Below are 23105 nucleotides of genomic sequence, written 5' to 3'. Positions count from 1 at the left end.
TCCCTAGACGAGTGCTTTGCGTATGCGTGCCGAGACCAGGTCTATCAGGGTCACGGTCACCACGATGATGATCATCACGGCGCAGGTTTCGGCGTATTGAAACCCGCGGATGATTTCCCAGAGGATCACGCCCACGCCGCCGGCGCCCACCATGCCCACCACGGAAGCCGAGCGGACGTTGGATTCAAAGCGGTACAGCGAGTAGGAAATCCACAGCGGCAGCACCTGCGGGATGATGCCGTAGACGATTTCCTCCAGCGCATTGGCGCCGGTGGCGCGTATGCCTTCCACCGGCTGCGCGTCGATGGATTCCACCGCTTCCGAGAACAGCTTGGCCAGCACACCCGTGGTGTGCACGAACAGGGCCAACACGCCGGCAAACGGCCCCAGGCCCACGGCCACGATGAACAGCATCGCGAACACCATTTCATTGATGGCACGCGCCGCGTCCATCATGCGCCTGACCGGCTGCCGCACCCAGGCCGGCGCGATGTTGGCCGACGACAGCAAACCCAGCGGGATGGCGAACACCACGGCCAGCGCCGTGCCCCACACCGCGATCTGCAGCGTCACCAGCATTTCCTTCAGGTAAAACTGCCACTGGCTGAAGTTGGGCGGGAAAAAATCCGCCGCGTATTTCGCCATGTTGCTGGAGTCGCGCACCAGGTCCAGCGGGCGCATGTCCGCGCCCTGCCAGGACGCGGCCAGCACGGCGATCAAGCCGCCCCAGGCCAGCATGCCCAGCAGGCTGGACTTCGGGACGTCCACCTGCAGCGGCGCCACCGCCAGCGGAGTCGAGGGGGCGCTCATGCCGGTGCTTTCACGTATCGGTGGCCGTAAGGGGAACGCATCTTATTGCTGGCTGAGTTCGGCAAGCTTCTTGTCGATCTCGGCGATCTTGAGCTGCTTGTCGGCGGCGGCCATGCCGGCGTCGGCTTCAAACTTGTTGCGGTCCTTGAAAAGTTCCAGCTGGCGGATGGGGATCAACTGCGCGTTGGTCGAAGGCTTGAAGGCCGACAGCTTGGAGAGCTTCATCAGGTTGTCTTTTTCCACCTGGCTGTCCTTGCCGTAGGTATAGAAGAAATCCTGGATCTTTTTCTTGGTGCCTGCGGGCACGTCCTTGCGCATCACCAGCGGGTCCAGCGGGATCAGCGGCGAGGTCCAGATGATGCGAATCTCGGCGAACTTCTCGGGCTGGCGCTCCTTGACCTTCTCCATCACCTCGCTGTTGCAGGTGGCCACGTCGACCTGCTTGTTGGCCACGGCCAGGGCGTTGCTCTCGTGGTTGGCGCCGCGCGAGACCTTGAAGAAGGTCTTGGAGTCGATCTTGTTCTTGGCAAACACGTAGTAGCCGGGCACCAGGAAGCCCGAGGTCGAATTGGGGTCGCCGTTGCCGAAGGACAGGTTCTTGCCGTTCTTGAACACGTCGTCCAGCGTCTTGAGCGGGCTGTCCTTGTTGACGATCAGGTGCGAGTAGTAGCCCTGGGTGCCGTCGGCATTCACCATCTGCGCAAACACCTCGCCGCCGGCGCGGTCCACCGCTTCCATGGCCGACTTGTTGCCGTACCAGGCGACGTGCACCTTGTTGAAGCGCATGCCTTCGATGATGCCCGCGTAGTCGGAGGCGAAGAAGGCGTTGACCTTGAGGCCGGTCTTTTTGGCCATGTCGTCGAGGATGGGCTGCCAGTCGGACTTCAGGTTCTGCGACGACTCGGTGGAGATGATGCCGAAGTTGATTTCCTTGAGTTCTTGCGCCATGGCAGGCGTGACCGCCAGGACGGTGGCCGCGGCCAGGCCGCTGATGAATTTTTTAAGCATGGTGAATCCTTGAGGGGGTAGGGAACAAAAAAGGTGGATGTGGGTTCAGGCGGCCTGCGCCAGCGGCGTGGGCCAGGCCAGGTGAGGGACGGGAATGGCGGGGAGGACGGGGATGACCTTGTCTTCCAGGCTCGAGATATGGTCGCCCAGGGACAGGATGTCGTCGGCTTCCGCGCCGTACAGGTCGCGCAGCACGGCGGGCGTGAGGCCGACGGAAGGGCCGTCGTACACCACCTTGCCCTGGTGCAGGGCGATGGTGCGCGGGCAGTATTTGATGGCCACGTTGACCTGGTGCAGCGACACCACCACGGTGCATTGGTCTTCACGGTTTACGCGCGCCAGGATGTCCATGACCTTGCGCGAGGATTCCGGGTCCAGCGAGGCGATGGGCTCGTCGGCCAGCACCACCCTGGCGCCCTGCACCATGGCCCGTGCGATCGCCGCGCGCTGCTGCTGGCCGCCCGACAGCGTGGAGGCGCGCTGCGCCCAGCATTCGGCGATGCCGACACGGCGCAGCGCTTCGATGCCGCGCGCTTTTTCCTCGGCCGTAAACCAGCGCGCCAGGCTGCGCCACAAAGGCACTTTGTGCAGCGTGCCGGCCAGTACATTGATGATGACGGGCAGGCGGCCCACCAGGTTGAACTGCTGGAAGACAAAACCGACACCCGAGCGCACAGAACGGATGTCGGAGGCGATCCTGCCGTTGCGCTGCACGGTGCGGCCATGGATTTCGATGGAGCCTTGCGAATGCGTGTCGCCGGCCATCAGCCCGGCCATGTGCCGCAGCAAGGTGGATTTGCCGGAACCCGAGGCGCCTATCAGCGCCACCATTTCGCCGGGCGCAATGGCCAGGTCAATGGCCTGCAGGGCTTTGCGGCCGTTGCCGAAGGTTTTGCTGAGCGTGTTGATTCGAATGGCGTCCATGATCGGTCCCGGAGTTGACTGGGCTGAATCTAGGGGCGCAATGTGTCGTTTTCGTGTCAGGTGCTTTGTAGGGTTTTGTGCTTTTCCCCCTCTTCCTATGGGGTGAGAGCCGGCTGCGCGCGCGGCGGCCCCCATCCCAACCTTCCCCCAGAGGGGGGAGGAGCAATACAACAAGGCGCGGAGAGACGGCAGCTTTACAGAACTGTTGCACGCAATGCTGCACTGCAGCGGAACTATTGCGCTAGGCTTTCCGTCTACCGAACGCGCCTGTCTGCCCTTGCCTGCGCGTGCCGGATGTCCAACGCTGATTCATGAAAAAAAACTCCCCCACCTATGCTGTCCGGCTTCTTGTTCTAACCCTGGCCGCCGCATCGCTGACGGCCTGTTCTCCGGGCGATGCGGGCGGCAAGGCCGCCGCCCAGCCCCGTGAAGTCGGCGTGCTGACGCTCAAGACGGAAAAAATCTCCTTCAGCACCGAGCTGCCGGGCCGCACGGCGGCCACCGTGATCGCCGAGATCCGTCCCCAGGTCGGCGGCATCGTGCAAAAGCGCCTGTTCACCGAAGGCTCGCAGGTCAAGGCCGGCCAGGTGCTCTACCAGATCGACCCCGCGACCTACCAGGCCGCCTACCAGAGCGCGCAGGCCGGCACGCGGCGCGCCGAATCGGCCCTGGCCACCGCGCGCACCGTCGCCAAACGCAATGCCGAGCTGGTCAAGATCGACGCGATCAGCCAGCAGGCCAACGAAGAAACGCAGGCCGCGGCCCAGCAGGCCGAGGCTGACCTCGCCGTGGCGCAGGCGGCCGAGCAGTCGGCGCGCATCAACCTCGGCTACACCCGCATCACCTCGCCGGTGTCGGGATGGGTGTCGCTGTCCAGCGTCACGCCTGGCGCGCTGGTCACGGCCAACCAGGCCACCGCGCTGGCGACCGTGCAGCAACTCGACACCATGTATGTCGACGTCACGCAGTCGAGCAGCGAGTTGCTGCGCCTCAAGCGCGAGCTGGCGGGCGGGCGCATGCAGAAAGTCGATACCGTTTCGGCGTCCATCAAGCTGCTGCTGGAAGACGGCACGCGTTACCCGCACGACGGCAAGCTGACCTTCAGCGGCGTCACGGTAGACGCCGGCAACGGCAGCGTGACCTTGCGCGCCGTGATTCCCAATCCCGAGCGAACCCTGATGCCCGGCATGTATGTGCGCGCGGTGCTGCAGGAGGCCGTCGACGAGGGGGCCATCCTGGTGCCGCAGCAGGCGGTGACCCGCGCGCCCGACGGCAGCGCCTCGACCCTGGTGGTCGGCGCCGACAACAAGGTGGCCAAGCGCCCCATCACCGTGGGCCGGGCGGTTGCCGCGCGCTGGCAGGTGCTGGGCGGCCTGGCGGCCGGCGAGCGGGTGCTGGTCGAAGGCTCGCAGCGCGCGCGGGTGGGCGACACGGTCAAGCCGGTTGAAGTGTCCGCCGCGGCCGCAGCCGCCGCATCGGCATCGGCATCGGCGCCTGCCGCCGCCAAGCTGGCCAGCGCCGCGCGTTAAGGACGGTCCATGGCACAGTTTTTCATCGACCGCCCCATCTTCGCGTGGGTGCTGTCCATCGTCATCATGCTGGCCGGCGCCATGTCCATCAAGACGCTGCCGCTGGAGCAATACCCCGACATCGCGCCGCCGCGCGTCTCCATCAACGCGACCTACACCGGCGCCTCGGCCAAGACCGTCGAGGATTCGGTGACCCAGGTCATCGAGCAGCAGATGAAGGGCCTGGACCGCCTTCTGTACATGCAGAGCACCAGCGCGTCGTCGGGCAGCGCGCGCACGCAGCTGACCTTCGAGGCCGGCACCAACATCGACGTGGCGCAGATGCAGGTGCAGAACAAGCTGCAGCAGGCGATCTCGCGCCTGCCGCAGGAAGTGCAAAGCCGCGGCGTCACCGTCACCAAGGGCGGCAATGACTTTTTGCTGATCGTCTCGATGTATTCCGCCGACGGCAGCGCCTCGGCGGTCGACGTCGGCGACTACATCACCAGCAGCCTGGTCGACGTGATCAGCCGCATCGACGGTGTCGGCGACGTGCAGACCCTGGGCACCGGCTACGCCATGCGCATCTGGCTGGACCCGGACAAGCTGCGCAAATATGCCTTGATGCCGTCCGACGTGATCTCTGCGCTCACGGCGCAGAACACGCAGGTCTCGGCCGGCCAGCTGGGCGCGCTGCCGGCCACCGGCGGGCAGCAGCTCAACGCCACCATCACCTCGCGCAGCAAGCTGCAGAGCACGGACCAGTTCAACAACGTGGTGCTGCGCGTGACGCCCGACAGCGCGGTGGTCCGCCTCAAGGACGTGGCCCGGGTCGAACTCGGCGCCGAGAACCTGACCGTTCGCTCGCTGCTGGGCGGCAAGCCCGGCGCCGGCATGGGCGTGGTGCTGGCCGACGGCGCCAATGCGGTCCAGGTCGCCGACGCGGTCAAGGCCAAGATCGCCGAACTCGAGCCGCTATTTCCCAACCAGCTCAAGACCTATGTGAGCTACGACACCACACCCTTCGTCAGCGCCTCCATCGACGAAGTCGTCAAGGCGCTGGTCGAGGCCATGATCCTGGTCGTGCTGGTGATCTACATCTTTTTGCAGAACTTCCGCGCCACCCTGATCCCGGCGATCGCCGTGCCCGTGGTGCTGCTCGGCACCTTCGGCGTGCTGTCGGTGTTCGGTTATTCCATCAACACCCTGACCATGTTCGGCATGGTGCTGGCCATCGGCCTGCTGGTCGACGACGCCATCGTCGTCGTCGAGAACGTCGAGCGCGTGATGAGCGAAGAGGGCTTGTCGCCCAAAGAAGCCACGCGCAAGTCCATGGCCGAAATCACGCCCGCGCTGGTCGGCATCGCGCTGGTGCTGTCGGCCGTGTTTATCCCCATGGCCTTCTTCGGCGGCTCCACCGGCGTGATCTACCGCCAGTTCTCCATCACCATCGTCTCGGCCATGGTGCTGTCGGTCTTCGTCGCGCTGACCCTGACGCCCGCGCTTTGCGCCACCCTGCTGAAGCCGCTGCCCAAGGGCGAGCACCACGCCCACGCCGCGCCGCGCCCCGGGCTCGTGGGCTGGTTCGACCGCTTCTTCGGCGGCTTCAACCGCCGTTTCGACCAGACGGCCGACAAATACCAGGGCTTCGTCGGCGGCATGATTCGCCGCGGCAAGCGCAGCCTGGTGGTGTATGCGCTGATCTGCATTGCCATGGCGGTGATGTTCCTGCGCCTGCCCACGTCCTTCCTGCCCAACGAAGACCAGGCCTCGCTGTCGGTGCAGATCACGCTGCCGCCCGGCTCGTCGAATGCGCGCCTGCAGCCCATCATGGACCAGGTGCAGGACTACTTCCTCAAGCAGCCCGACGTCGTCAGCATCAACATGATCACCGGCCAGAACGGTGACCAGAGTTCGGCGCGCGCCTTCGTGATGCTCAAGGAATGGGCTGAACGCAAGACCAAAGCGCAGTCCTCCGACGCCATCGCCCGCAAGGCGACGGCCGACCTCTCGAAAATCCGCGATGCGCGGATTTTCGTGTCGCTGCCGCCCGCGGTGCGCGGGCTGGGCGCCAACGCCGGCTTCAACTTCAACCTCAAAGACACCAACGGCCTGGGCCACGACGCGCTGGTCGCGGCGCGCGACCAGGTGGTGCAGCTGCTGGGCCAGCGCAAGGAAGTCGCCAACGTGCGCAGCAACAACCTCGACGACACGCCGCAGTTCGCCGTCGACATCGACGACGCCAAGGCCGGCGCGCTCAGCCTGTCCACCGGCGCCATCGACAGCACCTTGTCGACCGCCATGGGCGGCACCTACGTCAACGACTTCCTGAACAACGGGCGCGTCAAGCGCGTCTACCTGCAGGGCGACGCGGCCTTCCGCATGCTGCCCGAGGACATCAATCGCTGGAGCGTGCGCAACACGCTGGGGCAGATGGTGCAGTTCCCGGCTTTCTCGAGCACGCGCTGGACTTACGGCTCGCCGCAGCTGCAGCGCTACAACGGCAGCTCCAGCTACGAGTTTGTCGGCGACGCCGCGGTCGGCGTGAGTTCCGGCATCGCGATGAATGCCGTCGAAGACGTCATGAAGCAGATGCCGGCCGGCATAGGCTACGAGTGGACGGGCGCCTCGCTGCAGGAGCGCATCTCGGGCGCGCAGGCGCCGCTGCTGTATGCGATCTCCATCCTCTTCGTGTTCCTGTGCCTGGCCGCGCTGTATGAAAGCTGGTCCGTGCCCTTCTCGGTGATCCTGGTCGTGCCGCTGGGCATCGTCGGTGCGCTCTTGTTCACCTGGACGCGCGGCCTCAGCAACGACGTGTACTTCCAGGTCGGCCTGCTCACCACCGTGGGCCTGTCGTCCAAGAACGCCATCCTGATCGTCGAATTCGCCAAGCAGCTGCAGGAGCAGGGCAAAAGCATTCTCGAAGCCACGCTGCAGGCCGTGCGTTTGCGGCTGCGCCCCATCCTGATGACCTCGCTGGCCTTCGGCTTCGGCGTGCTGCCGCTGGCCATAGGCACAGGCGCCGGCGCGGGCGGCCGCCAGTCGATCGGCACGGCCGTGCTGGGCGGCATGGTCGTCGGCACCGCGCTCGGCATCTTTTTTGTTCCCCTGTTCTTTGTCATGATCCGCAGCTTTTTGCAGCGCCACAAGAAACCCGCGCCTGAGGGCGCCGCACCGGACCATCCGGCGGCCCAGGGAGAACAGTCATGACCCGGCTTTCACGCACCGCCGTGCCGGCCCTTTCGCTGTTCGCCGCGGCCATGCTGCTGGCCGGTTGCGTCAACCTCGCGCCCGCTTACCAGCAGCCCGCCGCGCCCGTTCCCGCCGCGTTTCCGGCCACCGGCCTTTCGGCTCCCGAGGCCCAGGCGCCGGCATCCATAGGCTGGCGCGAGTTCTTTGTCGATGCGCGTTTGCGCCGCGTGGTCGAGCTCACGCTTGCCAACAACCGCGACCTGCGCGTCGCGGCGCTCAACATCGAGCGCGCGCGCGCCCAGTACGGCATCGCACGGGCCGACGCCTGGCCTTCGGTCAACCTCGGCGCCGCCGCCTCGCGCGCCAGGACCTCAGGCACCACCGGCAGCACCAGCACCCTTGCAACCCAATACAGCGTGAACCTGGGCCTGGTCAGTTATGAGCTGGACCTGTTCGGCCGCGTTCGCAACCTCGGCGATGCCGCGCTGGAAAGCTACTTCTCCGTCGACGAAACCCGGCGCAGCGTGCAGATCAGCCTGGTCGCCGAAGTGGCCTCGGCCTGGCTGGCCCTGGAGGCCGACACGCAGCGCCTGAAGCTCGCGCAGGACACGCTGGCCAGCCAGAAAAAATCGTTTGAACTGATAGAGCGCAGCCACGCGCTGGGCGCGCAGTCGGGCCTGGCCCTGGCACAGGCGCAAACCACCGTCGACAGCGCGCGCCTGCAGGCCGCCACCTATGACAGCCAGGTCGAGCAGGACCGCAACGCGCTGGCCCTGCTGGCCGGCGGCCCGCTGCCCGACGAGCTGCTGCCCACGCCCGGCACGCCGCTGTCCGCGCCCGTGGCGCAACTGCTGGTGCCGCCCGCGGGCCTGCCGTCCAGCGTGCTGCTTCAGCGCCCCGACGTGCTGGCGGCAGAGCACGTGCTGCGCGCCAGCAATGCCGACATAGGCGCCGCGCGCGCGGCCTTTTACCCGCGCATCTCGCTGACCGGCGCGGCCGGCACCGCCAGCAACACCTTGTCGGGACTCTTCAAAAGCGGCAGCAGCACCTGGAGCTTTGTGCCGTCCATCAGCTTGCCGATCTTCGACGGCGGCGCCAACCGCGCCAACCTCAAGGTGGCCGAGGTGCAGCAGCAAATCCAGCTGGCAAGTTACGAGAAGACCTTGCAGACCGCCTTCCGCGAAGTCGCCGACGCCCTGGCCGCGCGCCGCACGCTGGCCGAACGCATGGCGGCCCAGCAGTCGCTGGTGGCCGCCTCCCAGCGCAGCTTCGACCTGTCGCAGGCGCTGTTCAGGAGCGGCGGCGGCGCCTACCTCGATACGCTGATCGCGCAACGCGCGCTTTACCTCGCGCAACAGGATCTGATAGACCTGCAGCGCGTCGAGCAGGTGAACCGGCTCACGCTGTACAAGGTGCTGGGCGGCGGGTGGAGCGAGGCGTCAAACGCCGTCCCGGCTGCGACGGCACCCTGAGCGTTGCCGTTTGTAAAGAGGCCGTTCAGCAGCCGGAGCGGGTTTTCCGGTCACACCTGGATACGATTCGGCCGATTCGGCGTGATTCCCTACGCCTGCCGCACCCAAACGATGGCGCTTGCCTGTGGCTACCCCTGCCAACATGAAGTGTCTCTGAAAGGGGTAAACAACATGTCCCAGCCAAACACCGATACCGTTGACCGCATTTGCCTGATCGATCCACCCGGCGTTCGTTCCTGGTGCTCCGAACTGGAATGCACCGAGCACGAATTGCGGCAAGCCGTCTACGCAGTCGGCAGTGAGCCAGAGCGCATCCGGCGTTACTTTCTCCATCTGGATATCATGACTCGCCTGTGAGCCGGGCCAGGCCGTGACTCCAGCGCCTTGGTGTGCTGAACACTTTAGTTCGTACGCTGAAACTGCAATACACAACGGAGTTTTCCGACAAGCGCTGGCGTGCCGGGTTTTTAAAATTCGGCCATGAAGGATTCAAAATTCCCCGTTGAGGATGAGGCGCCCAGGCAGTCCGGCGAGGCCAGCGTTGCCGACCTGGCTTTGGCCCTGGTACTGACGGCGGCCGTGGCGACGGTTGTGTATGTCGCCATCCAGCTTTGGTGACGCGGCGTTTTCCTACAATGCGCAGCGCGAAGCCTGGTTAAATTGACTGGGCGATTGCTCAATCGCAACTCTCCATCTGGAATTTCCAAAAAGTTGGGCTCGGTTCATCCGGGCTTTTTTTGGGCTTGGGCTCATTCCCCACGCGCCACTTCAACCGGCTTTCAGCCTACCCACTTTTGAAGGCATGCAGCCGCGCGTGCCGTTCAGCCACGAAGGACCCGCTCAGCCTCGCGGACAGGTCCTCCCTGCGCATCTCCGCGCCGCATACCTGGCAGCTGGGACCCAGGCCGGGATCCTCGCCGCACGGGATGTGCGTGTAGTGAATGGCGACTTCTTCCTCCTCGGATTTGCACCAGGCTTCTCCCCAGGCGCGCAGCGCCAGGAACACCGGATAAAAGGCCTGCCCCATGTCCGTCAGGTGGTATTCGTGGCGAAGAGGCTTGTCGTTGTACGGGCGGCGCTCGACCATGCCGTCCGCCTCCAGCTTCTTCAATCGTGTCGCCAGCATCTGCGGGGTGGCCTGCGTGTGCGCCTGGATCTCCTCGAAGCGGCGCGTGCCCAGGAACAGCTCCCTAAGGACCAGCACGGTCCAGCGGTCACCGACGATGTCCTGCGCCCGGGCAACAGGGCACAGCGTTCCCTGTTCCATGGATGTCGGAGGCGGGGTTTGATCTGGCTTTTTGGTCATTTTAGACATCATATCTCTTGTCACTATGAAAATCATAGGTATAGTGGAAATCGTTCGCAAAAATGGTTTGCCGACCTTCTCTTGTGAACCGCGGAATCAATCGATCTTCCGCGAACAACACTGGATGACATCGAAAGGTTTTCTCATGTCTGAATTGACCCAACAGGATATTGCCGCCATCGCCGACCGCTACGCCGCCGCATGGCTCTCCCACGATCCCGGGGCGATTGTCGCGATGCACGCGCCCCACTCGAGCTTCCAGGCGCATGGCCGTGGCGCAGAGGTGAAAGGCAAGGACGCGTTGCTCAAGGAGTTCGCCGAAGTGTTTGAACGCTATCCCGGTTTCGGCGTGGAGACGCACCGCCTCCTGCTGGGTGACAAACACTGGACGCTCGAATGGGACCTGACCTTCCAGCCCCCGGGCAAGGCGCGCAGGGGCTTCCGTGCGCTCGACGTCGTGGAGGTGGACGACGCCGGGCTTGTCACCCGGAAAGACACCTTCTTCGACTTTGCGCAAGTCAAGGCCGCGTTCGAAGCGGCATGAGGGACAGGAACATGACCAACGCCAAAGCGCCTGCCGCCGATAGCGTGACACCCTTGTTCGACAGGGCCTTGATCAACGCTTTGCCGGTCGAACATCTGTTCGATCTCAGCATAGCCCTGGAGCTAGGCCAGGTGATCCCGACCCCTCTCGGCACCCGTTTGACCTTTGTGGTGAAGGGCGGCCGCTTCGAAGGCCCCCGCTTGCGCGGCGAAATGCTGCCGGGCGGCGGCGACTGGGTCTCCCTGGGCGCCGACGGCACCAGCCGCATGGATGTGCGCGCGACCTTGCGCACCGATGACGGTGTCCTCATTCACTATGAGTCTCACGGCATCCTCCGGTTTCCGGCGGACGGCCGCCAGCGCCTGGCCAGGGGTGAGCGTTTGTCCTTCGATGAAAGCTATGTGCGCCCGACGCCCAGGTTCGAGACCTCCGACGAGCGCTACGCGTGGCTGTGCGGCATTGTCACCGTCGGCTACGGCGAATACGGCCCGGGCCGCATTGATCACCGGATGTTTTGCATCCTGTGACATGGCCTGCGCAGCGCGTGAAAGCAGCGCTGCGCAGGACTCGTCGCAAGTGAGGTCCCGCTCAGGCCGCCATCACCTGTTTGAGCTGCTGCGCACACACGCGCAAGGGCTGTGCCGACTGCGCGGCCCTGGCCATGGCCATGGCGCCGGAATAGGTCGCGACCACCAGTGTCGCCAGCGCCTGCGGGCTGGCCGTGCCGCCGCGCCCGGCCTTCCTGTCATCGCGGATCTTGTCGGCGATCGCCTTGCGCCAGGCGTCAAACAGCGCTGCCATCGGCACGCGGAATTCCTCCTCGCCTGACAGTTCCACCGCGAGGTTGTTCAGCGGGCATCCGTTGACGCGGCCCCGGTCTTCCAGGCCGGCAATGATGCCGCCAAAGACCCGCTGCACGCCGCGCGATGCGTCGGGTGCTGTCCGCATCGGGGCCATCCAGCTTTCCTCAATCGCCACGGCGACGCGTTCATGGACCACGGCCAGGCCCAGCGCTTTCTTGCTGGCGAAGTGGTGCGCGAGCGCGCCGCCGGTGGCGCCGGCCAGCTCTCTCAGGTCCTGCATGCTGGTGCTGGCATAGCCGCGCGTGGTGAAGGCCTCGAAGGCCGTGTCCAGCAAGCGCTGGCGCAGCCCGTCGGGGTCATTGGTGCGCCCTGTTGCGACGGGCGCGGGCTTCTTCTTCATCGGCTTTCTGGCTGCGGTCTTCATGGGCACAAACATGGCGGAGTTGACAAAACAGGATGATTGTCCTGTAATTCACGGCCTATGACAAGCCACACCCCCGACGCCCCCGATACTTCCGCCCACCCCGTGATTGAACTGCGCCGCTATCGCCTGCACCGCAGTGCCCGCGAGACGCTGATCGATCTGTTTGACCGTGAATTCCTCGAAACGCAGGATGCGGCCGGCATGTCCGTGCTGGCCCAGTTCCGCGACCTGGACGATCCTGACGCCTTTGTCTGGTTGCGGCGGTTTGAAGACCTGCCCCGTCGCGCGGAAGCGCTGCGCAGCTTCTACACCGGCCCGGTCTGGGCGCGGCACCGCGACGCAGCCAACGGCACCATGGTCAATTCCGACAACGTGCTGATGCTCACGCCCCTGGGCGATGCGGTCCCGCCGTCCTTGCTGGGTCCGGGCTCCTTGCCCCCGCGTTTTGGCGCGAACCGCCCACCGCCCGCAACCGATCTGGGCGAACCCGGCGTGTTCGAGATGACCACCTGCTACCTCGCCCCGCGCACCGACACTGCATTTGCCGCATGGTTTGAGGAATCGGTCCGCCCCGCCTTGCTGGCCGCCGGCGCCGGCGTCGAAGGCCGCTGGCTGGTGGACCACCGCGAGAATAATTTCCTGGGCCTGCCGGTGCGGGAAGGGGAGACGCTCTTCATCTGGCTGCTGCGCTTTGACGGCCATGATGACCTGCAGAAGTTTCACCAGAAGCTGGCGGATTCAGCGGTGTGGCGTGATCAGCTGTGGCCGGAGATGAACAAGCGCACCTGGCGTGAAAACGAGGTGCTGCGGCTGGCGCCTACCGGCCGCTCATTGCTGCGGTGATGAAGAAATCCAAAGCGGATTTCATCAAATCAGGACGCGGCCCGGGCCTCCGCGATGGCCCATGATTCAGGCCCGCTCGGTGGCGACCTGCGCAAGCAGCCACGCGCGAAACACCGTCAGCGCTTCAAGCGTCGATGATTCTTCCGGGTACACCAGGTAGTAGCCGCGGGTGGAAACCCATTGTTTCTTCGACAGCCGGCGCAAACGGCCGGTCGCCACCGCATCGCCGGCCATGAAGTCGGGCAGCAGCACCGCGCCCAGGCCCGCGACCGCGGCGTTCAAGGCCATGGACATCAACTCGTAGCGCGGCCCCTCCTGCCCGGTGCCGATCTGGATGCCGGCATGGTCGAACCATTTTTTCCACGCGTCCAGCACGGTGGTGTGGTGCACCAGTTCGGACATCGGCGTGCTGGAACTCAGCGACTTTCCGTTTTTGGCGATCCATGCCGGTGCGGCATACGGCGCCATCGCCAGCGGCAACACAAAATCGTTGTGCAGGCCGGCGCGTTTTCCGTCGCCGAATTCGAGCGAGGCATCCACCGGCATGCTCTTGAAATCCACCGACCCCACGCGGGTGGCGAAATTCAGGGTGATCTCGCTGTGCGCACGCGTGAAGCCGGGCAGGCGCGGAATCAGCCAATAGCTGCCCAGCGACGCGCCGACCGACAGCGCCAGTGTGCCCCCGCGCCCCTTGAGGGCCATCACGTTGGCCGTCGCGCGTTCGAGGCGCTGGAGAATGGGGCCGACTTCGTCCAGGTAATAGCGGCCGGCTTCCGTGAGGACGACCGCGTCGCGGCGCCGCACAAACAGCTTGAGGTCAAGGCGGCTTTCCAGCGCCATGATCTGGCGGCTCACCGCGCCCTGTGTCAGGTGCAACTCCTGCGCGGCCGCGGTGAAAGAGCGCAGGCGCGCGCTGGCCTCAAGGCATACCAGGGACATGGTGGAGGGCGCGCGCAGCATCATGGTGCATGAGGAAAAAGCATGGAAGACGCAGAAATTGTCGTTTGTAGCGGAAGGTTTGTCCACGCATCATTCGGTTTCCTCATTGCTCAACCCCAAGGTGGCTTCCATGAACGAATACCGGACCCAGCGGCGAACGCTCCTCAAACTGGGGGCTGCCGTGATCGCCTCCTCACCCCTTTTGGCGCGCGCCGCCTGGCCGGACCGGCCCATCCGCCTGATCGTTCCCTCCGCCGCCGGCGGCTCGCCCGACAACATCTGCCGCATCCTGACCAGTGAACTGATGAAGAGCCTGGGACAGCCTTTTGTGATCGACAACAAGCCCGGCGCAAGCGGCAACATCGGCATGCAGGAGATCGTGCGCGCGGCGCCCGACGGCTACACGCTGGGCTACGGCAATGTGGGAACGCTGGCGATCAACAAATCGCTTTTCGCGAAACTTCCCTACGACCCCGACAAACAATTGCTTCCCGTGGCGCTGCTCGGTTATGTCCAGAACGCGCTCGTCGTCAGGAACGACCTGGGCGTGAACAGCGTGGCTGAACTGATCGCGCTGGCAAAGTCCAGGCCCGGCAAGCTCACCATGGCGTCCCCCGGCAACGGCACCACCGGCCACCTGGGCGGTGAGCTCTTCAAGAGCATGACCGGCACCTTCATGACCCATGTGCCTTACCGCGGCAGCCCGCAGGCCATCCAGGACCTGATGGGCGGCCAGGTCGACCTGATGTTCGACAACCTGTCGTCCATCGCGCCGCACATCAAGAACGGGCGCATCAAGGCGCTCGGCGTTTCAGGCCGGGCGCGCAGCCCGCTGTTTCCCGAAGTGCCCGCCATCGGCGAGTTCGTCAAGGGTTATGAAACGACGGCCTGGGGCGGCATCGTCGCGCCGGCAGGCACGCCGCGCGACGTCGTCATGCGGCTCAACGCGGACATCAACAAGGTGCTGGGCAATGCCGCGGTCAATGAGCGCTATGCCGCCATTTCCTTCGAGACCACCATAGGCTCGCCCGACCGCCTGTTTGACCGCGCCCTGCGCGAGACGCGCATGTGGGCGGAGGTCGTCAAGCGCGCCGGCGTCCAGGTGGATTGAGCGCGCATGTTCGATCTCATCATTGAAGGCGGCGAGCTGATCGACGGGACGGGCACCGCCAGGGTGCGCGCCGACCTCGGTGTGTCCCGCGGAAAAATCCTCTCCATCGGCGACCTGTCGGCCGCGCGGGCACACGAACGGGTCAGCGCGCAAGGGCGCATCGTCGCGCCGGGTTTTATCGACGTGCATACCCACGACGACCGCCTGCTGCTCACGCCCGCGGCGGGCGCCCACCCCAAGCTGTCGCAGGGCGTGACGACGGTGGTGGCGGGCAACTGCGGCGTCAGCCTTGCGCCGCTGGAGACGACGAATCCGCCGCCGCCGCTGGACATCCTGGGGACGGACGGCTGGATCTACCCGGATTTCGCGGCCTACCTGGATGCGCTCGACGCATCTCCCCTGGCCGTCAACGTCGCCTGCCTCGTGGGCCATTCCACGCTGCGGGTCAAGTACATGGCGGATCTTGAAAGGCCGGCCACCCGTGCCGAATCGGCGGGCATGGCGGCGGAACTGGCCCGCGCACTGGCCGCGGGCGCCATAGGCCTGTCAACGGGCTTGTACTATCCACCCGCGAAAGCCGCCACCGCTGAAGAAGTGATTGCCGTGGGCGCGCAGCTCAAGGCCGCCGGCGGCATCGTGGCCATGCACATCCGCGACGAAGGCGACGCCATCGACGAGGCCTTGCGCGAGGCCCTGCACATAGGCCGCGAACTCGGCGTGGCCACCGTCATTTCCCATCACAAGCTGGTCGGCACGGCCAACCACGGCCGCTCCGTGCAGACCCTGGCGATGCTGGAGCAGGCGGCGCGAGGGCAGGCCGTCTGCTTCGACTGCTATCCCTACAACGCCTCGTCCACCATGCTGCTACCCTCTCGCGTGAAGCAGTCCAGCGACGTGCTGGTGACCTGGTCCGGGGCCGAGCCCGGTGTTGCCGGCCGCTCGCTAAAAGAGCTGGCACGCGAGAGAAACCAGACCGAAGAAGAAGTGGCGCGCGCATTGCAGCCGGCCGGCGCCATCTACTTCGCCATGAGCGAGGACGACGTCAGCCGCATCCTGGGCCATCCCATGGCCATGATCGGCTCGGACGGCCTGGCGCATGACGTGCGCCCGCATCCGCGTCTGTGGGGCACTTTCCCGCGCGTGCTGGGGCACTACGTGCGTGAGAAAAAGCTGTTCCCGCTCGAAGCCGCCATCTACAAAATGACGGGACTCAGCGCAAGGCGCTTCGGCCTCGCCGGCCGCGGAACCCTGGCGCCCGGCCATCACGCCGACATCGTCATCTTCGACGAACACCGCGTTGCGGCCAACGCCAGTTACGAGCACCCCACCGAAGTCAGCTCGGGCATAGCCGCCGTCTTCGTCAACGGCCGCTTGGCATGCCGCGACGGTGTCAGCGTCAACGTGGATGCCGGCCGGGTGCTGCGCAGGCAAGGTGCGCTTGCATGAGGGCGCCGCATGCTGCCGGCAGCGTGCCGACTTCGCCAAAGAACGTCAATCCGTGCCTGTGAGGCCCGCATCACGAGATCACCAGGTCAACCACCCGGCCCTGTCGCCGCGATGCCGCCGGCGCGGCCCTCGGACCAGCCGCCGCCCAGCACCTTGTACAGCGTGACCAGGTTCGACATTCGCGAAAGCCGCATGCCTATCAGGTTCTGCTGCGCGCTGTAGAGCGAGCGCTGGGAATCAAGCACAGCAAGGTAGCTGTCTATGCCATGTGAGAAGCGGGCGCGCGACAGTGCCTCGCTCTCGGCCGTGGCGTTCACCAGGGACTGCTGCGCCTCCAGCTGGTCGCCGAGCGTGCTGCGCTGCGCCAGCGCATCCGACACCTCACGGAACGCGGTCTGTATCGCCTTTTCGTACTGGGCAACGTTGATCTCGCGGGTGATTTTTGCCACGTCAAGGTTGGCGCGGTTGGCGCCTCCATCAAAAATCGGCAGCGATATCTGCGGCAGGAAGCTCCAGGTGCCTGAGCCGCCCTGAAACAGGCCCGACAAGTCGGCGCTGGACGAGCCGGCCGATGCGGTCAGGCTGATACGCGGAAAAAAAGCCGCCCGCGCCGCGCCGATGCTGGCGTTGGCCGACTTCAGCTGGTGCTCGGCCTGCAGGATGTCGGGCCGGCGCTGCATCAGCGTTGAGGGCAAGCCGGCCGGCAGCTCAGGCAGCGCATTCAGCGAGTCGGCCAGGCGGGCGGGCAGCAATTCGTCCGGTACCGCCGATCCAACCAGAAGCATCAGCGCGTTGCGGTCCTGCGCCACCTGCGCGGTGTAGCGCGCCACGTCGACACGCGCGGTATCGACACTGGTCTGTGCCTGCCGCAGTGCCAGCGCCGACGTCACCCCGACCTCAAAGCTGCGCTGGCTGAGCCGGTAAGACTCGCCCTGGCTCGCCAGCGTGTTGCGCGCCAGGGCCAGCCGCTCCTGGTCGGCGCCCAGCGCCAGGTAGGCGTTCGCCACCTCGGACACCAGGCTGATGTGGGTGCTGCGGCGCGCCTCTGCGGTCGAGAAAAACTGCTCCAGCGCCTGCGCGCCCAGGCTGCGCACGCGGCCGAACAGGTCGACCTCGTAGGCGCTGACGCCGACGCCCGCGCTGTACTGGCGGCTGATCCCGGGGTTGCCCGGCAGGCGCAGACTGTCGGCCGTGCGGGTGGCGCTTTGGCTGCCCGTGGCATTGACGGCGGGATACAGGCCGGCGTCCTGTACGCGGTACTGCGCGCGCGCTTTCTCGATATTGAGGGCGGCCACGCGCAGGTCGCGGTTGTTGGCCAGAGCCAGCGCCACAACCCGGCGCAGGCGCTCATCGGCAAAAAATTCACGCCAGCCGATGTCGGCCGCGTCAACGGGCGAGGATGAGGACGGGCCACCGGGCGATGCGGCCACCGGGTAGGCCGCGGGCACGGGCAGCGCCGGCTGTTCATAAGTGGGCATCAGGCTGCAGCCGCCCAGGGCGGCCGCGCAGGCCAGGGTGATCAAGGTCAAGCGGGTCATGTCAACGGCCTTCCAGCAAAGGGGTTTCGGTATGCGTCACCGGTGGTGCGGCAGCGGCGTTGGGCCTCCTGTCGAACAGTCGGCGCACGACCACGAAGAACAGCGGCACGAAGAAGACGGCCAGCACCGTGCCCGAGACCATGCCGCCGACCACGGCCGTGCCCAGCGCGTTCTGCGCGCCGGCCCCCGCGCCCTTGCCCAGCATCAGCGGGAGGACACCCAGGATGAACGCCAGCGAGGTCATCAGGATGGGCCGCAAACGCATACGCGCCGCAGTGAGCGCCGACTCGACCAGGCCCATTCCCCGGGCGTGCAAGTCCTTCGCGAACTCCACGATCAGGATGGCATTCTTCGACGCCAGGCCCACGGTCGTCAGCAAGCCGACCTGGAAATAGACGTCATTCATCTTCCAGGCCAGCAGCGCACCGATCACCGTACCCAGCACACCCAGCGGCACCACCAGGATCACCGAGAACGGGATGGACCAGCTCTCGTACAAGGCCGCCAGGCACAGGAATACGACAAGGATGGATACCGCGTACAGCAGCATGGCCTGACCACCGGCTTCGCGCTCCTGGCGCGAGATGCCGGTCCACTCAAAGCCGATGCCGGCGGGCAGCTTGGCCGCGTGGCGCTCCACCAGGTCGAGTGCCTGTCCGCTGGACATCGCGCCGGGCATGGCCATGCCGAGGATCTCGACCGAAGGCACGCCGTTGTAGCGTTCCAGCCTCGGAGAGCCTGAGGTCCAGCCGGCCTTGGCGAACGCGCTGAAGGGCACCATCGCGCCACCGGCGTTGCGCACAAACCAGTTGTCGATGTCGCCCGGCAGCATCCGGAACGGCGCATCGGCCTGCAGGAACACTTTCTTCACGCGCCCCTTGTCGATGAAATCGTTGACGTAGCTGCTGCCCCAGGCCGCCGAAAAGGTGTTGTTGACGTCGGACATCGTCAGGCCCAGCGCGCCGGCCTTGTGCTCGTCGATGTCGAGCCGGAACTCGGGCGTGTCTTCCATGCCGTTGGGCCGAACGGCGACCAGGCCTTTTTCCTTCATCAATGCACCCAGCAGCTGGTTGCGGGCCTGCATCAGCGCATCATGGCCGAGGTTGGCGCGGTCTTGCAGCATCAAATCAAAGCCGCTGGCATTGCCGAGTTCGGACACTGCCGGCGGCGCAAAAGCGAACACCGTCGCATCGCGCAGCTGCGAAAAGCGGCTGATCGCCTTGCTGGCGACCGCCGAGGCGCTCAGCCCGGGGCGCGTGCGTTCGCTCCAGGGCTTGAGCTTGACGAAGGCGAAACCCGCGTTTTGCCCGCTGCCGGCGAAGCTGAAGCCCGCCACCGTGAAGATCGAATCGACCGCATCCTTCTGGTCCACCAGGAAGTGATGCTCAACCTGCTCGATCACCTTCATCGTGCGGTCCTGCGTCGCGCCGGGCGGCAGCTGCACCAGCGCGAACAGGGACCCCTGGTCTTCATCCGGCAGGAAGCCGGCGGGAATCTTCGCGAACACGAAGCCAACCGCGAGCACCAGCACCGCGTAGCCCGCCATATAGCGCCAGCCGCGGCCCAGCATGTGGCGCACCACGCCCTGGTAGCCGCGGTTGCCGCGGTCGAACAGGCGGTTGAACGCGCCGAAGAAGCCGGTGGTCGCCAGCGCGTGGCCTTTTCCCACCGGTTTGAGCAGCGTGGCGCACAGCGCCGGCGTGAGGATCATGGCGACCAGCACCGACAGCGTCATCGCCGAGACGATGGTGACGGTGAACTGGCGGTAGATCACGCCCGTCGAGCCGCCGAAGAATGCCATCGGCACAAATACGGCCGCCAGCACCAATGCCACGCCCACCAGGGCGCCGGTGATCTGCCCCATGGATTTGCGTGTGGCCTCGAGCGGCGAGAGCCCTTCTTCGCTCATGACCCGCTCGACGTTCTCCACCACCACGATGGCGTCGTCAACCAGCAAACCGATGGCCAGAACCATCGCCAGCATGGTCAGGGTGTTCAGCGAATAGCCGAAGGCTGCCAGCACGCCAAAAGTGCCGAGTAGCACCACCGGCACCGCGATCGTCGGGATCAGCGTCGCGCGGAAGTTCTGCAGGAAGAGGTACATCACGACAAAGACCAGCACGATGGCTTCGATCAGCGTCTTCACCACCTCTTCGATGGAGATGCGCACAAAAGGCGTGGTGTCGTAAGGCTTGACCACCTCCACACCGGGCGGGAAGAACTTGCTCAGTTCGTCGATCTTCGCGTCGATGCCGCGCACCGTGTCCAGGGCGTTCGCGCCCGTCGCCAGCTTGATGGCCAGGCCGGCGGCGGGCTTGCCGTTGAAGCGGCCGACGGTGGCATAGCTCTCGCTGCCCAGTTCGATGCGGGCGACGTCGCTCAAACGCACCGCGGAGCCATCGGCCTGCGTGCGCAGCAGGATCGCTTCGAATTCGGCGGCGGTCTTCAGCCGTGTCTGCGCGGTAATCGTGGCGTTCAGCTGCTGGTTTTTCACTGCCGGCAGGCCGCCGAGCTGGCCCGCGGAGACCTGGGCGTTCTGCGCCTGGATCGCGTTCTTCACGTCCAGCGGAGTCAGTTTGAAGCTGTTGAGCTTGCCGGGATCGAGCCAGATGCGCATCGCATACGAGGCCCCGAACAGTGTCGTGTCGCCCACGCCCTCGACACGGCTGATCGCGTCCTGCACGCTGGCCGCGACGTAGTCCGACAGATCGGCGTCGGTGAGCTTGCCGTCCCTGGACACGAAAGCCAGCACGTTCAGGAAATTGTTCGCCGACTTGGTGACCTGCACGCCTTGCTGCTGCACCTCCTGCGGCAGCAACGGCGTGGCAAGCGCCAGCTTGTTCTGCACCTGCACCTGGGCGGTGTCCGGGTCGGTGCCGTTCTCGAAAGTCAGCGTGATGGTGACCGCGCCCGACGATTCACTGGTGGACGCGATGTAAGCCAGCCGGTCCAGGCCCTTCATCTTCTGCTCGATGACCTGGGTCACCGTGTCTTCCAGCGTCTTGGCCGATGCGCCGGGGTAGCTGGCGGAGATGGCGATGGCCGGCGGCGCGATGGTCGGGTACTGCGCGATGGGGAGGACCTTGATGGCCATCACGCCTCCCAGCATCACGATGATGGCGAGCACCCAGGCAAAGATCGGGCGGTCTATGAAAAAACGAGCCATGGTGTAAATCTCCTGGAAGTCAGTTCGCGGCCACGCGCGCAACGGGAGCGCTGGCCGGTGCGGCCGGCGGCGCGGCGACCTTGACCACCTGGCCTGGGTGCGCCTTCTGCTGCCCCTCGACGACCAGGCGGTCCCCCGCCTTCAGGCCGGCCGTCACCAGCCACTGGTCGGCGACGGCGCGCTCGGTGGTGATGGCCCGCGATTCAAGCTTGCCATCGGCGCCGACCACAAAGGCAACAGCCTTCCCGGTCGCGTCGCGGCTGACCGCCCGCTGCGGCACCAGCAGGGCCTGGTCGCTCACACCTTCCTCCACCACGGCGCGCACATACATGCCGGGCAGCAGGTCGGCCTTCGGATTGGGAAACACGGCGCGCAGGGTGATCGCACCCGTCCCCTGATCGACCGTCACGTCGGAAAACTGCAGCTTGCCGTTCAGCGGATAGGTGCTGCCGTCTTCCAGCAGCAGCTTGACGACCGCGGCATCCGGGCCGCCGCGCTTCAGATGGCCTTGCGCCAGCGCATGCTTGAGCCGCAGCACGGAACTGCTCGACTGGGTCACATCCACATAAATGGGGTCCAGCTGCTGCACGGTCGACAGCAGCGCCGCCTGGTTTGCCGTGACCAGCGCGCCGGGCGTCACCGACGACTTGCCGATGCGCCCCGAGATCGGCGACACGACACGCGTGTAGGCCAGGTTGATTCGCGCGCTCTCCAGCGCCGCCTTGGCGCCGGCCACGTCGGCTTCGGCTTGCTGCAGTGCGGCCGATGCGTCGTCCTGGTCCTGCTGGCTGACCGCCTTGATGGCGGCCAGCTCGCTGTAGCGCTGTGATTTCAGCCGCGTCGAATGCACATTCGCTTCGCTCCTGTCCAGGGCGGCACGGGCGTTGTCGTAGCTGGCCTGGTAGCTCGCCGGATCGACCTGGTACAGCGCCTGGCCGGCTTTCACCAGTCCTCCCTCTTCGAAATTGCGCGTCTTGACCAGGCCCGTGACCTGTGGGCGCACTTCGGCAATCTGGTAGGGCACGGTGCGGCCCGCAAGTTCGGTGTTGAATGCAAACCGCTGCGGCTGCACCACCAGCGCGCTGACCTGCGGTGGCCCCGAGGCCTCGGGCGGGGCGCCGTTCGGCGGGTCTCCGCAGGCCGCCAGCAGCACCGACAGCAGAACCGGCAATGCGGCCCCGCGGGGCAGGGAAAGAATCGAAGGCATGGGAAAGCTCCTTGAACATGGCGAAATGCCGGAATCAATCCAGGAAAATCACCGTATAAACATACTGATGAGTATATTATAGGCATTGACCCATTCTTGATGTCAAGAGATAATGAACTCATCAGTTCAAAATAAAGGCATTGACGTGAGAGTAAAAACAGAGGCAAAGCGCGAGTCCATCCTCGAAATCGCATCGCAGGTGTTTCAGGAAATGGGCTACGAACGCACGTCGATGGATGAGATTGCCGCGCGCATGGGCGGCTCGAAGGTCACGCTGTACGGCTACTTCCCGTCAAAGCAGCACCTTTTCCTGGAAGTCGCCAACTACGCCGGAATGCGCCAGCTGGGACCGGCCTTCGATGAACTTGTGCCCGGTAGCGACGACTTGCCGCGCATGCTGCGCCGCTTCGGCGAGAAGTTCCTGTCATTCGTCTGCACACCGGAGGCCGCGGGTACCTACCGTATGGTGGTCGCGCAATCCGGCCAGTCCGACATAGGCCGCAGTTTTTTTGAACTGGGGCCCAAACGCGGCGAAGACCTGATCGCGGCTTTCCTTCAGTCCGAGATGGACAGCGGCCGGCTCAAGAAGGCGGACGCATCGATTGCGGCCATGCAGCTGTCGGCTTTGTTGACGGCCGAGACCCAGCATCGCACCCTGATGGGTGTGACGGCGTCACACACGCGCCAGCAGATCAAACAGATGGTTGACCGCGCGGTGGCGGTTTTCATGGATGCGTATACCCCATGAATACCGGCGGCCATTATGGAGACTTGCTTGAATCACGGCCAATCCTCACGACCGTTCGCCCCGGCCTGTCGCAGGGCTTTGACAGGATTTGCCCGAACGGCGTGGTGTCTTGATCT

General features: G+C 65.4%; 20 protein-coding genes. 11 read left to right on the top strand and 9 right to left on the bottom strand.

The features are described from left to right. Positions 1 to 3: 3 nt before the first annotated feature. The 3 genes from phnE to phnC are packed head-to-tail and all read right to left on the bottom strand — an operon-like array spanning position 4 to position 2742. Positions 4 to 810: a phosphonate ABC transporter, permease protein PhnE gene (phnE, locus tag ACLV8F_RS08050; protein WP_411883712.1), complete on the bottom strand. Its 807-nt coding sequence runs from the start codon at positions 808 to 810 to the stop codon at positions 4 to 6. Between the two features lie 42 nt (positions 811 to 852). Beyond that, positions 853 to 1818, bottom strand: a complete 966-nt coding sequence (gene phnD / locus ACLV8F_RS08045) for a phosphonate ABC transporter substrate-binding protein (RefSeq protein ID WP_411883711.1) — start codon at positions 1816 to 1818, stop codon at positions 853 to 855. A gap of 45 nt (positions 1819 to 1863) precedes the next feature. Continuing rightward, the gene (phnC, locus tag ACLV8F_RS08040; protein WP_411883710.1) at positions 1864 to 2742 is read right to left on the bottom strand and encodes a phosphonate ABC transporter ATP-binding protein; all 879 of its coding nucleotides are present in this window, start codon (positions 2740 to 2742) and stop codon (positions 1864 to 1866) included. Between the two features lie 311 nt (positions 2743 to 3053). On the opposite strand from phnC, the gene ACLV8F_RS08035 reads away from it, so the two are divergent. From ACLV8F_RS08035 to ACLV8F_RS08015, 5 genes are all read left to right on the top strand, one after another. Next, positions 3054 to 4271, top strand: a complete 1218-nt coding sequence (locus tag ACLV8F_RS08035; RefSeq protein WP_411883709.1) for an efflux RND transporter periplasmic adaptor subunit — start codon at positions 3054 to 3056, stop codon at positions 4269 to 4271. A gap of 9 nt (positions 4272 to 4280) precedes the next feature. Further along, positions 4281 to 7460: an efflux RND transporter permease subunit gene (locus ACLV8F_RS08030; RefSeq protein ID WP_411883708.1), complete on the top strand. Its 3180-nt coding sequence runs from the start codon at positions 4281 to 4283 to the stop codon at positions 7458 to 7460. Then, positions 7457 to 8914, top strand: coding sequence for an efflux transporter outer membrane subunit (locus ACLV8F_RS08025; protein ID WP_411883707.1), 1458 nt, complete (start codon positions 7457 to 7459; stop codon positions 8912 to 8914). The genes ACLV8F_RS08030 and ACLV8F_RS08025 overlap by 4 nt, the downstream gene beginning before the upstream one ends. Positions 8915 to 9085: 171 nt before the next feature. Next, positions 9086 to 9271 carry a DUF3606 domain-containing protein gene (locus tag ACLV8F_RS08020; protein ID WP_411883706.1) on the top strand — a complete coding sequence of 62 codons (186 nt, stop codon included), beginning with the start codon at positions 9086 to 9088 and terminating at the stop codon, positions 9269 to 9271. Between the two features lie 123 nt (positions 9272 to 9394). Next, positions 9395 to 9532, top strand: coding sequence for a hypothetical protein (locus ACLV8F_RS08015; RefSeq protein WP_411883705.1), 138 nt, complete (start codon positions 9395 to 9397; stop codon positions 9530 to 9532). A gap of 166 nt (positions 9533 to 9698) precedes the next feature. On the opposite strand, the gene ACLV8F_RS08010 is transcribed toward ACLV8F_RS08015, so the two are convergent. After that, the gene (locus tag ACLV8F_RS08010) at positions 9699 to 10181 is read right to left on the bottom strand and encodes a winged helix-turn-helix transcriptional regulator (protein WP_411883704.1); all 483 of its coding nucleotides are present in this window, start codon (positions 10179 to 10181) and stop codon (positions 9699 to 9701) included. Positions 10182 to 10245: 64 nt separating this feature from the next. Between ACLV8F_RS08010 and ACLV8F_RS08005 the strand changes: the two genes are divergently transcribed. Together ACLV8F_RS08005 and ACLV8F_RS08000 are read left to right on the top strand one after the other, a co-directional pair. Next, the gene (locus ACLV8F_RS08005; protein WP_411883703.1) at positions 10246 to 10764 is read left to right on the top strand and encodes a nuclear transport factor 2 family protein; all 519 of its coding nucleotides are present in this window, start codon (positions 10246 to 10248) and stop codon (positions 10762 to 10764) included. Positions 10765 to 10775: 11 nt separating this feature from the next. Beyond that, the gene (locus ACLV8F_RS08000) at positions 10776 to 11291 is read left to right on the top strand and encodes a DUF3237 domain-containing protein (RefSeq protein ID WP_411883702.1); all 516 of its coding nucleotides are present in this window, start codon (positions 10776 to 10778) and stop codon (positions 11289 to 11291) included. Positions 11292 to 11352: 61 nt separating this feature from the next. Here the strand turns inward: ACLV8F_RS08000 and ACLV8F_RS07995 are convergent, their stop codons facing one another. Beyond that, on the bottom strand, positions 11353 to 11967 hold the full coding sequence (locus ACLV8F_RS07995; RefSeq protein ID WP_411883701.1) for a TetR family transcriptional regulator: 615 nt from the start codon (positions 11965 to 11967) through the stop codon (positions 11353 to 11355). Between the two features lie 81 nt (positions 11968 to 12048). Between ACLV8F_RS07995 and ACLV8F_RS07990 the strand changes: the two genes are divergently transcribed. Beyond that, positions 12049 to 12834, top strand: coding sequence for an NIPSNAP family protein (locus ACLV8F_RS07990; protein WP_411883700.1), 786 nt, complete (start codon positions 12049 to 12051; stop codon positions 12832 to 12834). Positions 12835 to 12900: 66 nt separating this feature from the next. On the opposite strand, the gene ACLV8F_RS07985 is transcribed toward ACLV8F_RS07990, so the two are convergent. After that, complete coding sequence (locus ACLV8F_RS07985) at positions 12901 to 13773, bottom strand: LysR substrate-binding domain-containing protein (protein WP_411883699.1); 873 nt, start codon at positions 13771 to 13773, stop codon at positions 12901 to 12903. A 130-nt stretch (positions 13774 to 13903) separates the two neighbouring features. Here ACLV8F_RS07985 and ACLV8F_RS07980 point away from each other — a divergent pair, with 130 nt between their 5' ends. Further along, complete coding sequence (locus ACLV8F_RS07980) at positions 13904 to 14884, top strand: Bug family tripartite tricarboxylate transporter substrate binding protein (protein ID WP_411883698.1); 981 nt, start codon at positions 13904 to 13906, stop codon at positions 14882 to 14884. 6 nt (positions 14885 to 14890) lie between these two features. After that, positions 14891 to 16330 (top strand): N-acyl-D-amino-acid deacylase family protein, encoded by a 1440-nt coding sequence (locus ACLV8F_RS07975; RefSeq protein ID WP_411883697.1) that lies wholly within the window; start codon positions 14891 to 14893, stop codon positions 16328 to 16330. Positions 16331 to 16416: 86 nt separating this feature from the next. On the opposite strand, the gene adeC is transcribed toward ACLV8F_RS07975, so the two are convergent. The 3 genes from adeC to ACLV8F_RS07960 are packed head-to-tail and all read right to left on the bottom strand — an operon-like array spanning position 16417 to position 22241. After that, positions 16417 to 17868, bottom strand: a complete 1452-nt coding sequence (gene adeC / locus ACLV8F_RS07970) for an AdeC/AdeK/OprM family multidrug efflux complex outer membrane factor (protein WP_411883696.1) — start codon at positions 17866 to 17868, stop codon at positions 16417 to 16419. Between the two features lies 1 nt (position 17869). Continuing rightward, positions 17870 to 21034, bottom strand: coding sequence for an efflux RND transporter permease subunit (locus ACLV8F_RS07965; protein WP_411883695.1), 3165 nt, complete (start codon positions 21032 to 21034; stop codon positions 17870 to 17872). Positions 21035 to 21053: 19 nt separating this feature from the next. Further along, a complete protein-coding gene (locus tag ACLV8F_RS07960) occupies positions 21054 to 22241 on the bottom strand; it encodes an efflux RND transporter periplasmic adaptor subunit (protein ID WP_411883694.1) in 1188 nt (395 codons plus the stop codon). A 145-nt stretch (positions 22242 to 22386) separates the two neighbouring features. On the opposite strand from ACLV8F_RS07960, the gene ACLV8F_RS07955 reads away from it, so the two are divergent. Further along, positions 22387 to 22989 carry a TetR/AcrR family transcriptional regulator gene (locus tag ACLV8F_RS07955; protein ID WP_411878616.1) on the top strand — a complete coding sequence of 201 codons (603 nt, stop codon included), beginning with the start codon at positions 22387 to 22389 and terminating at the stop codon, positions 22987 to 22989. Positions 22990 to 23105 lie beyond the last annotated feature (116 nt).

The sequence above is a fragment of the Polaromonas sp. YR568 genome, from assembly GCF_943369675.1.
In the GTDB taxonomy this organism is placed as follows: Bacteria; Pseudomonadota; Gammaproteobacteria; order Burkholderiales; family Burkholderiaceae_C; genus Polaromonas.
The sequence above is the reverse complement of the archived record's forward strand: the minus strand, read 5'-3'. Positions and strand labels throughout refer to the sequence as shown.

Coding starts and splice junctions, on each gene's coding strand:
- phnE (WP_411883712.1), bottom strand. CDS start 810: ATGAGCGCCCCCTCGACTCCGCTGGCGGTGGCGCCGCTGCAGGTGGAC.
- phnD (WP_411883711.1), bottom strand. CDS start 1,818: ATGCTTAAAAAATTCATCAGCGGCCTGGCCGCGGCCACCGTCCTGGCG.
- phnC (WP_411883710.1), bottom strand. CDS start 2,742: ATGGACGCCATTCGAATCAACACGCTCAGCAAAACCTTCGGCAACGGC.
- ACLV8F_RS08035 (WP_411883709.1), top strand. CDS start 3,054: ATGAAAAAAAACTCCCCCACCTATGCTGTCCGGCTTCTTGTTCTAACC.
- ACLV8F_RS08030 (WP_411883708.1), top strand. CDS start 4,281: ATGGCACAGTTTTTCATCGACCGCCCCATCTTCGCGTGGGTGCTGTCC.
- ACLV8F_RS08025 (WP_411883707.1), top strand. CDS start 7,457: ATGACCCGGCTTTCACGCACCGCCGTGCCGGCCCTTTCGCTGTTCGCC.
- ACLV8F_RS08020 (WP_411883706.1), top strand. CDS start 9,086: ATGTCCCAGCCAAACACCGATACCGTTGACCGCATTTGCCTGATCGAT.
- ACLV8F_RS08015 (WP_411883705.1), top strand. CDS start 9,395: ATGAAGGATTCAAAATTCCCCGTTGAGGATGAGGCGCCCAGGCAGTCC.
- ACLV8F_RS08010 (WP_411883704.1), bottom strand. CDS start 10,181: ATGGAACAGGGAACGCTGTGCCCTGTTGCCCGGGCGCAGGACATCGTC.
- ACLV8F_RS08005 (WP_411883703.1), top strand. CDS start 10,246: ATGAAAATCATAGGTATAGTGGAAATCGTTCGCAAAAATGGTTTGCCG.
- ACLV8F_RS08000 (WP_411883702.1), top strand. CDS start 10,776: ATGACCAACGCCAAAGCGCCTGCCGCCGATAGCGTGACACCCTTGTTC.
- ACLV8F_RS07995 (WP_411883701.1), bottom strand. CDS start 11,967: ATGAAGAAGAAGCCCGCGCCCGTCGCAACAGGGCGCACCAATGACCCC.
- ACLV8F_RS07990 (WP_411883700.1), top strand. CDS start 12,049: ATGACAAGCCACACCCCCGACGCCCCCGATACTTCCGCCCACCCCGTG.
- ACLV8F_RS07985 (WP_411883699.1), bottom strand. CDS start 13,773: ATGTCCCTGGTATGCCTTGAGGCCAGCGCGCGCCTGCGCTCTTTCACC.
- ACLV8F_RS07980 (WP_411883698.1), top strand. CDS start 13,904: ATGAACGAATACCGGACCCAGCGGCGAACGCTCCTCAAACTGGGGGCT.
- ACLV8F_RS07975 (WP_411883697.1), top strand. CDS start 14,891: ATGTTCGATCTCATCATTGAAGGCGGCGAGCTGATCGACGGGACGGGC.
- adeC (WP_411883696.1), bottom strand. CDS start 17,868: ATGACCCGCTTGACCTTGATCACCCTGGCCTGCGCGGCCGCCCTGGGC.
- ACLV8F_RS07965 (WP_411883695.1), bottom strand. CDS start 21,034: ATGGCTCGTTTTTTCATAGACCGCCCGATCTTTGCCTGGGTGCTCGCC.
- ACLV8F_RS07960 (WP_411883694.1), bottom strand. CDS start 22,241: ATGCCTTCGATTCTTTCCCTGCCCCGCGGGGCCGCATTGCCGGTTCTG.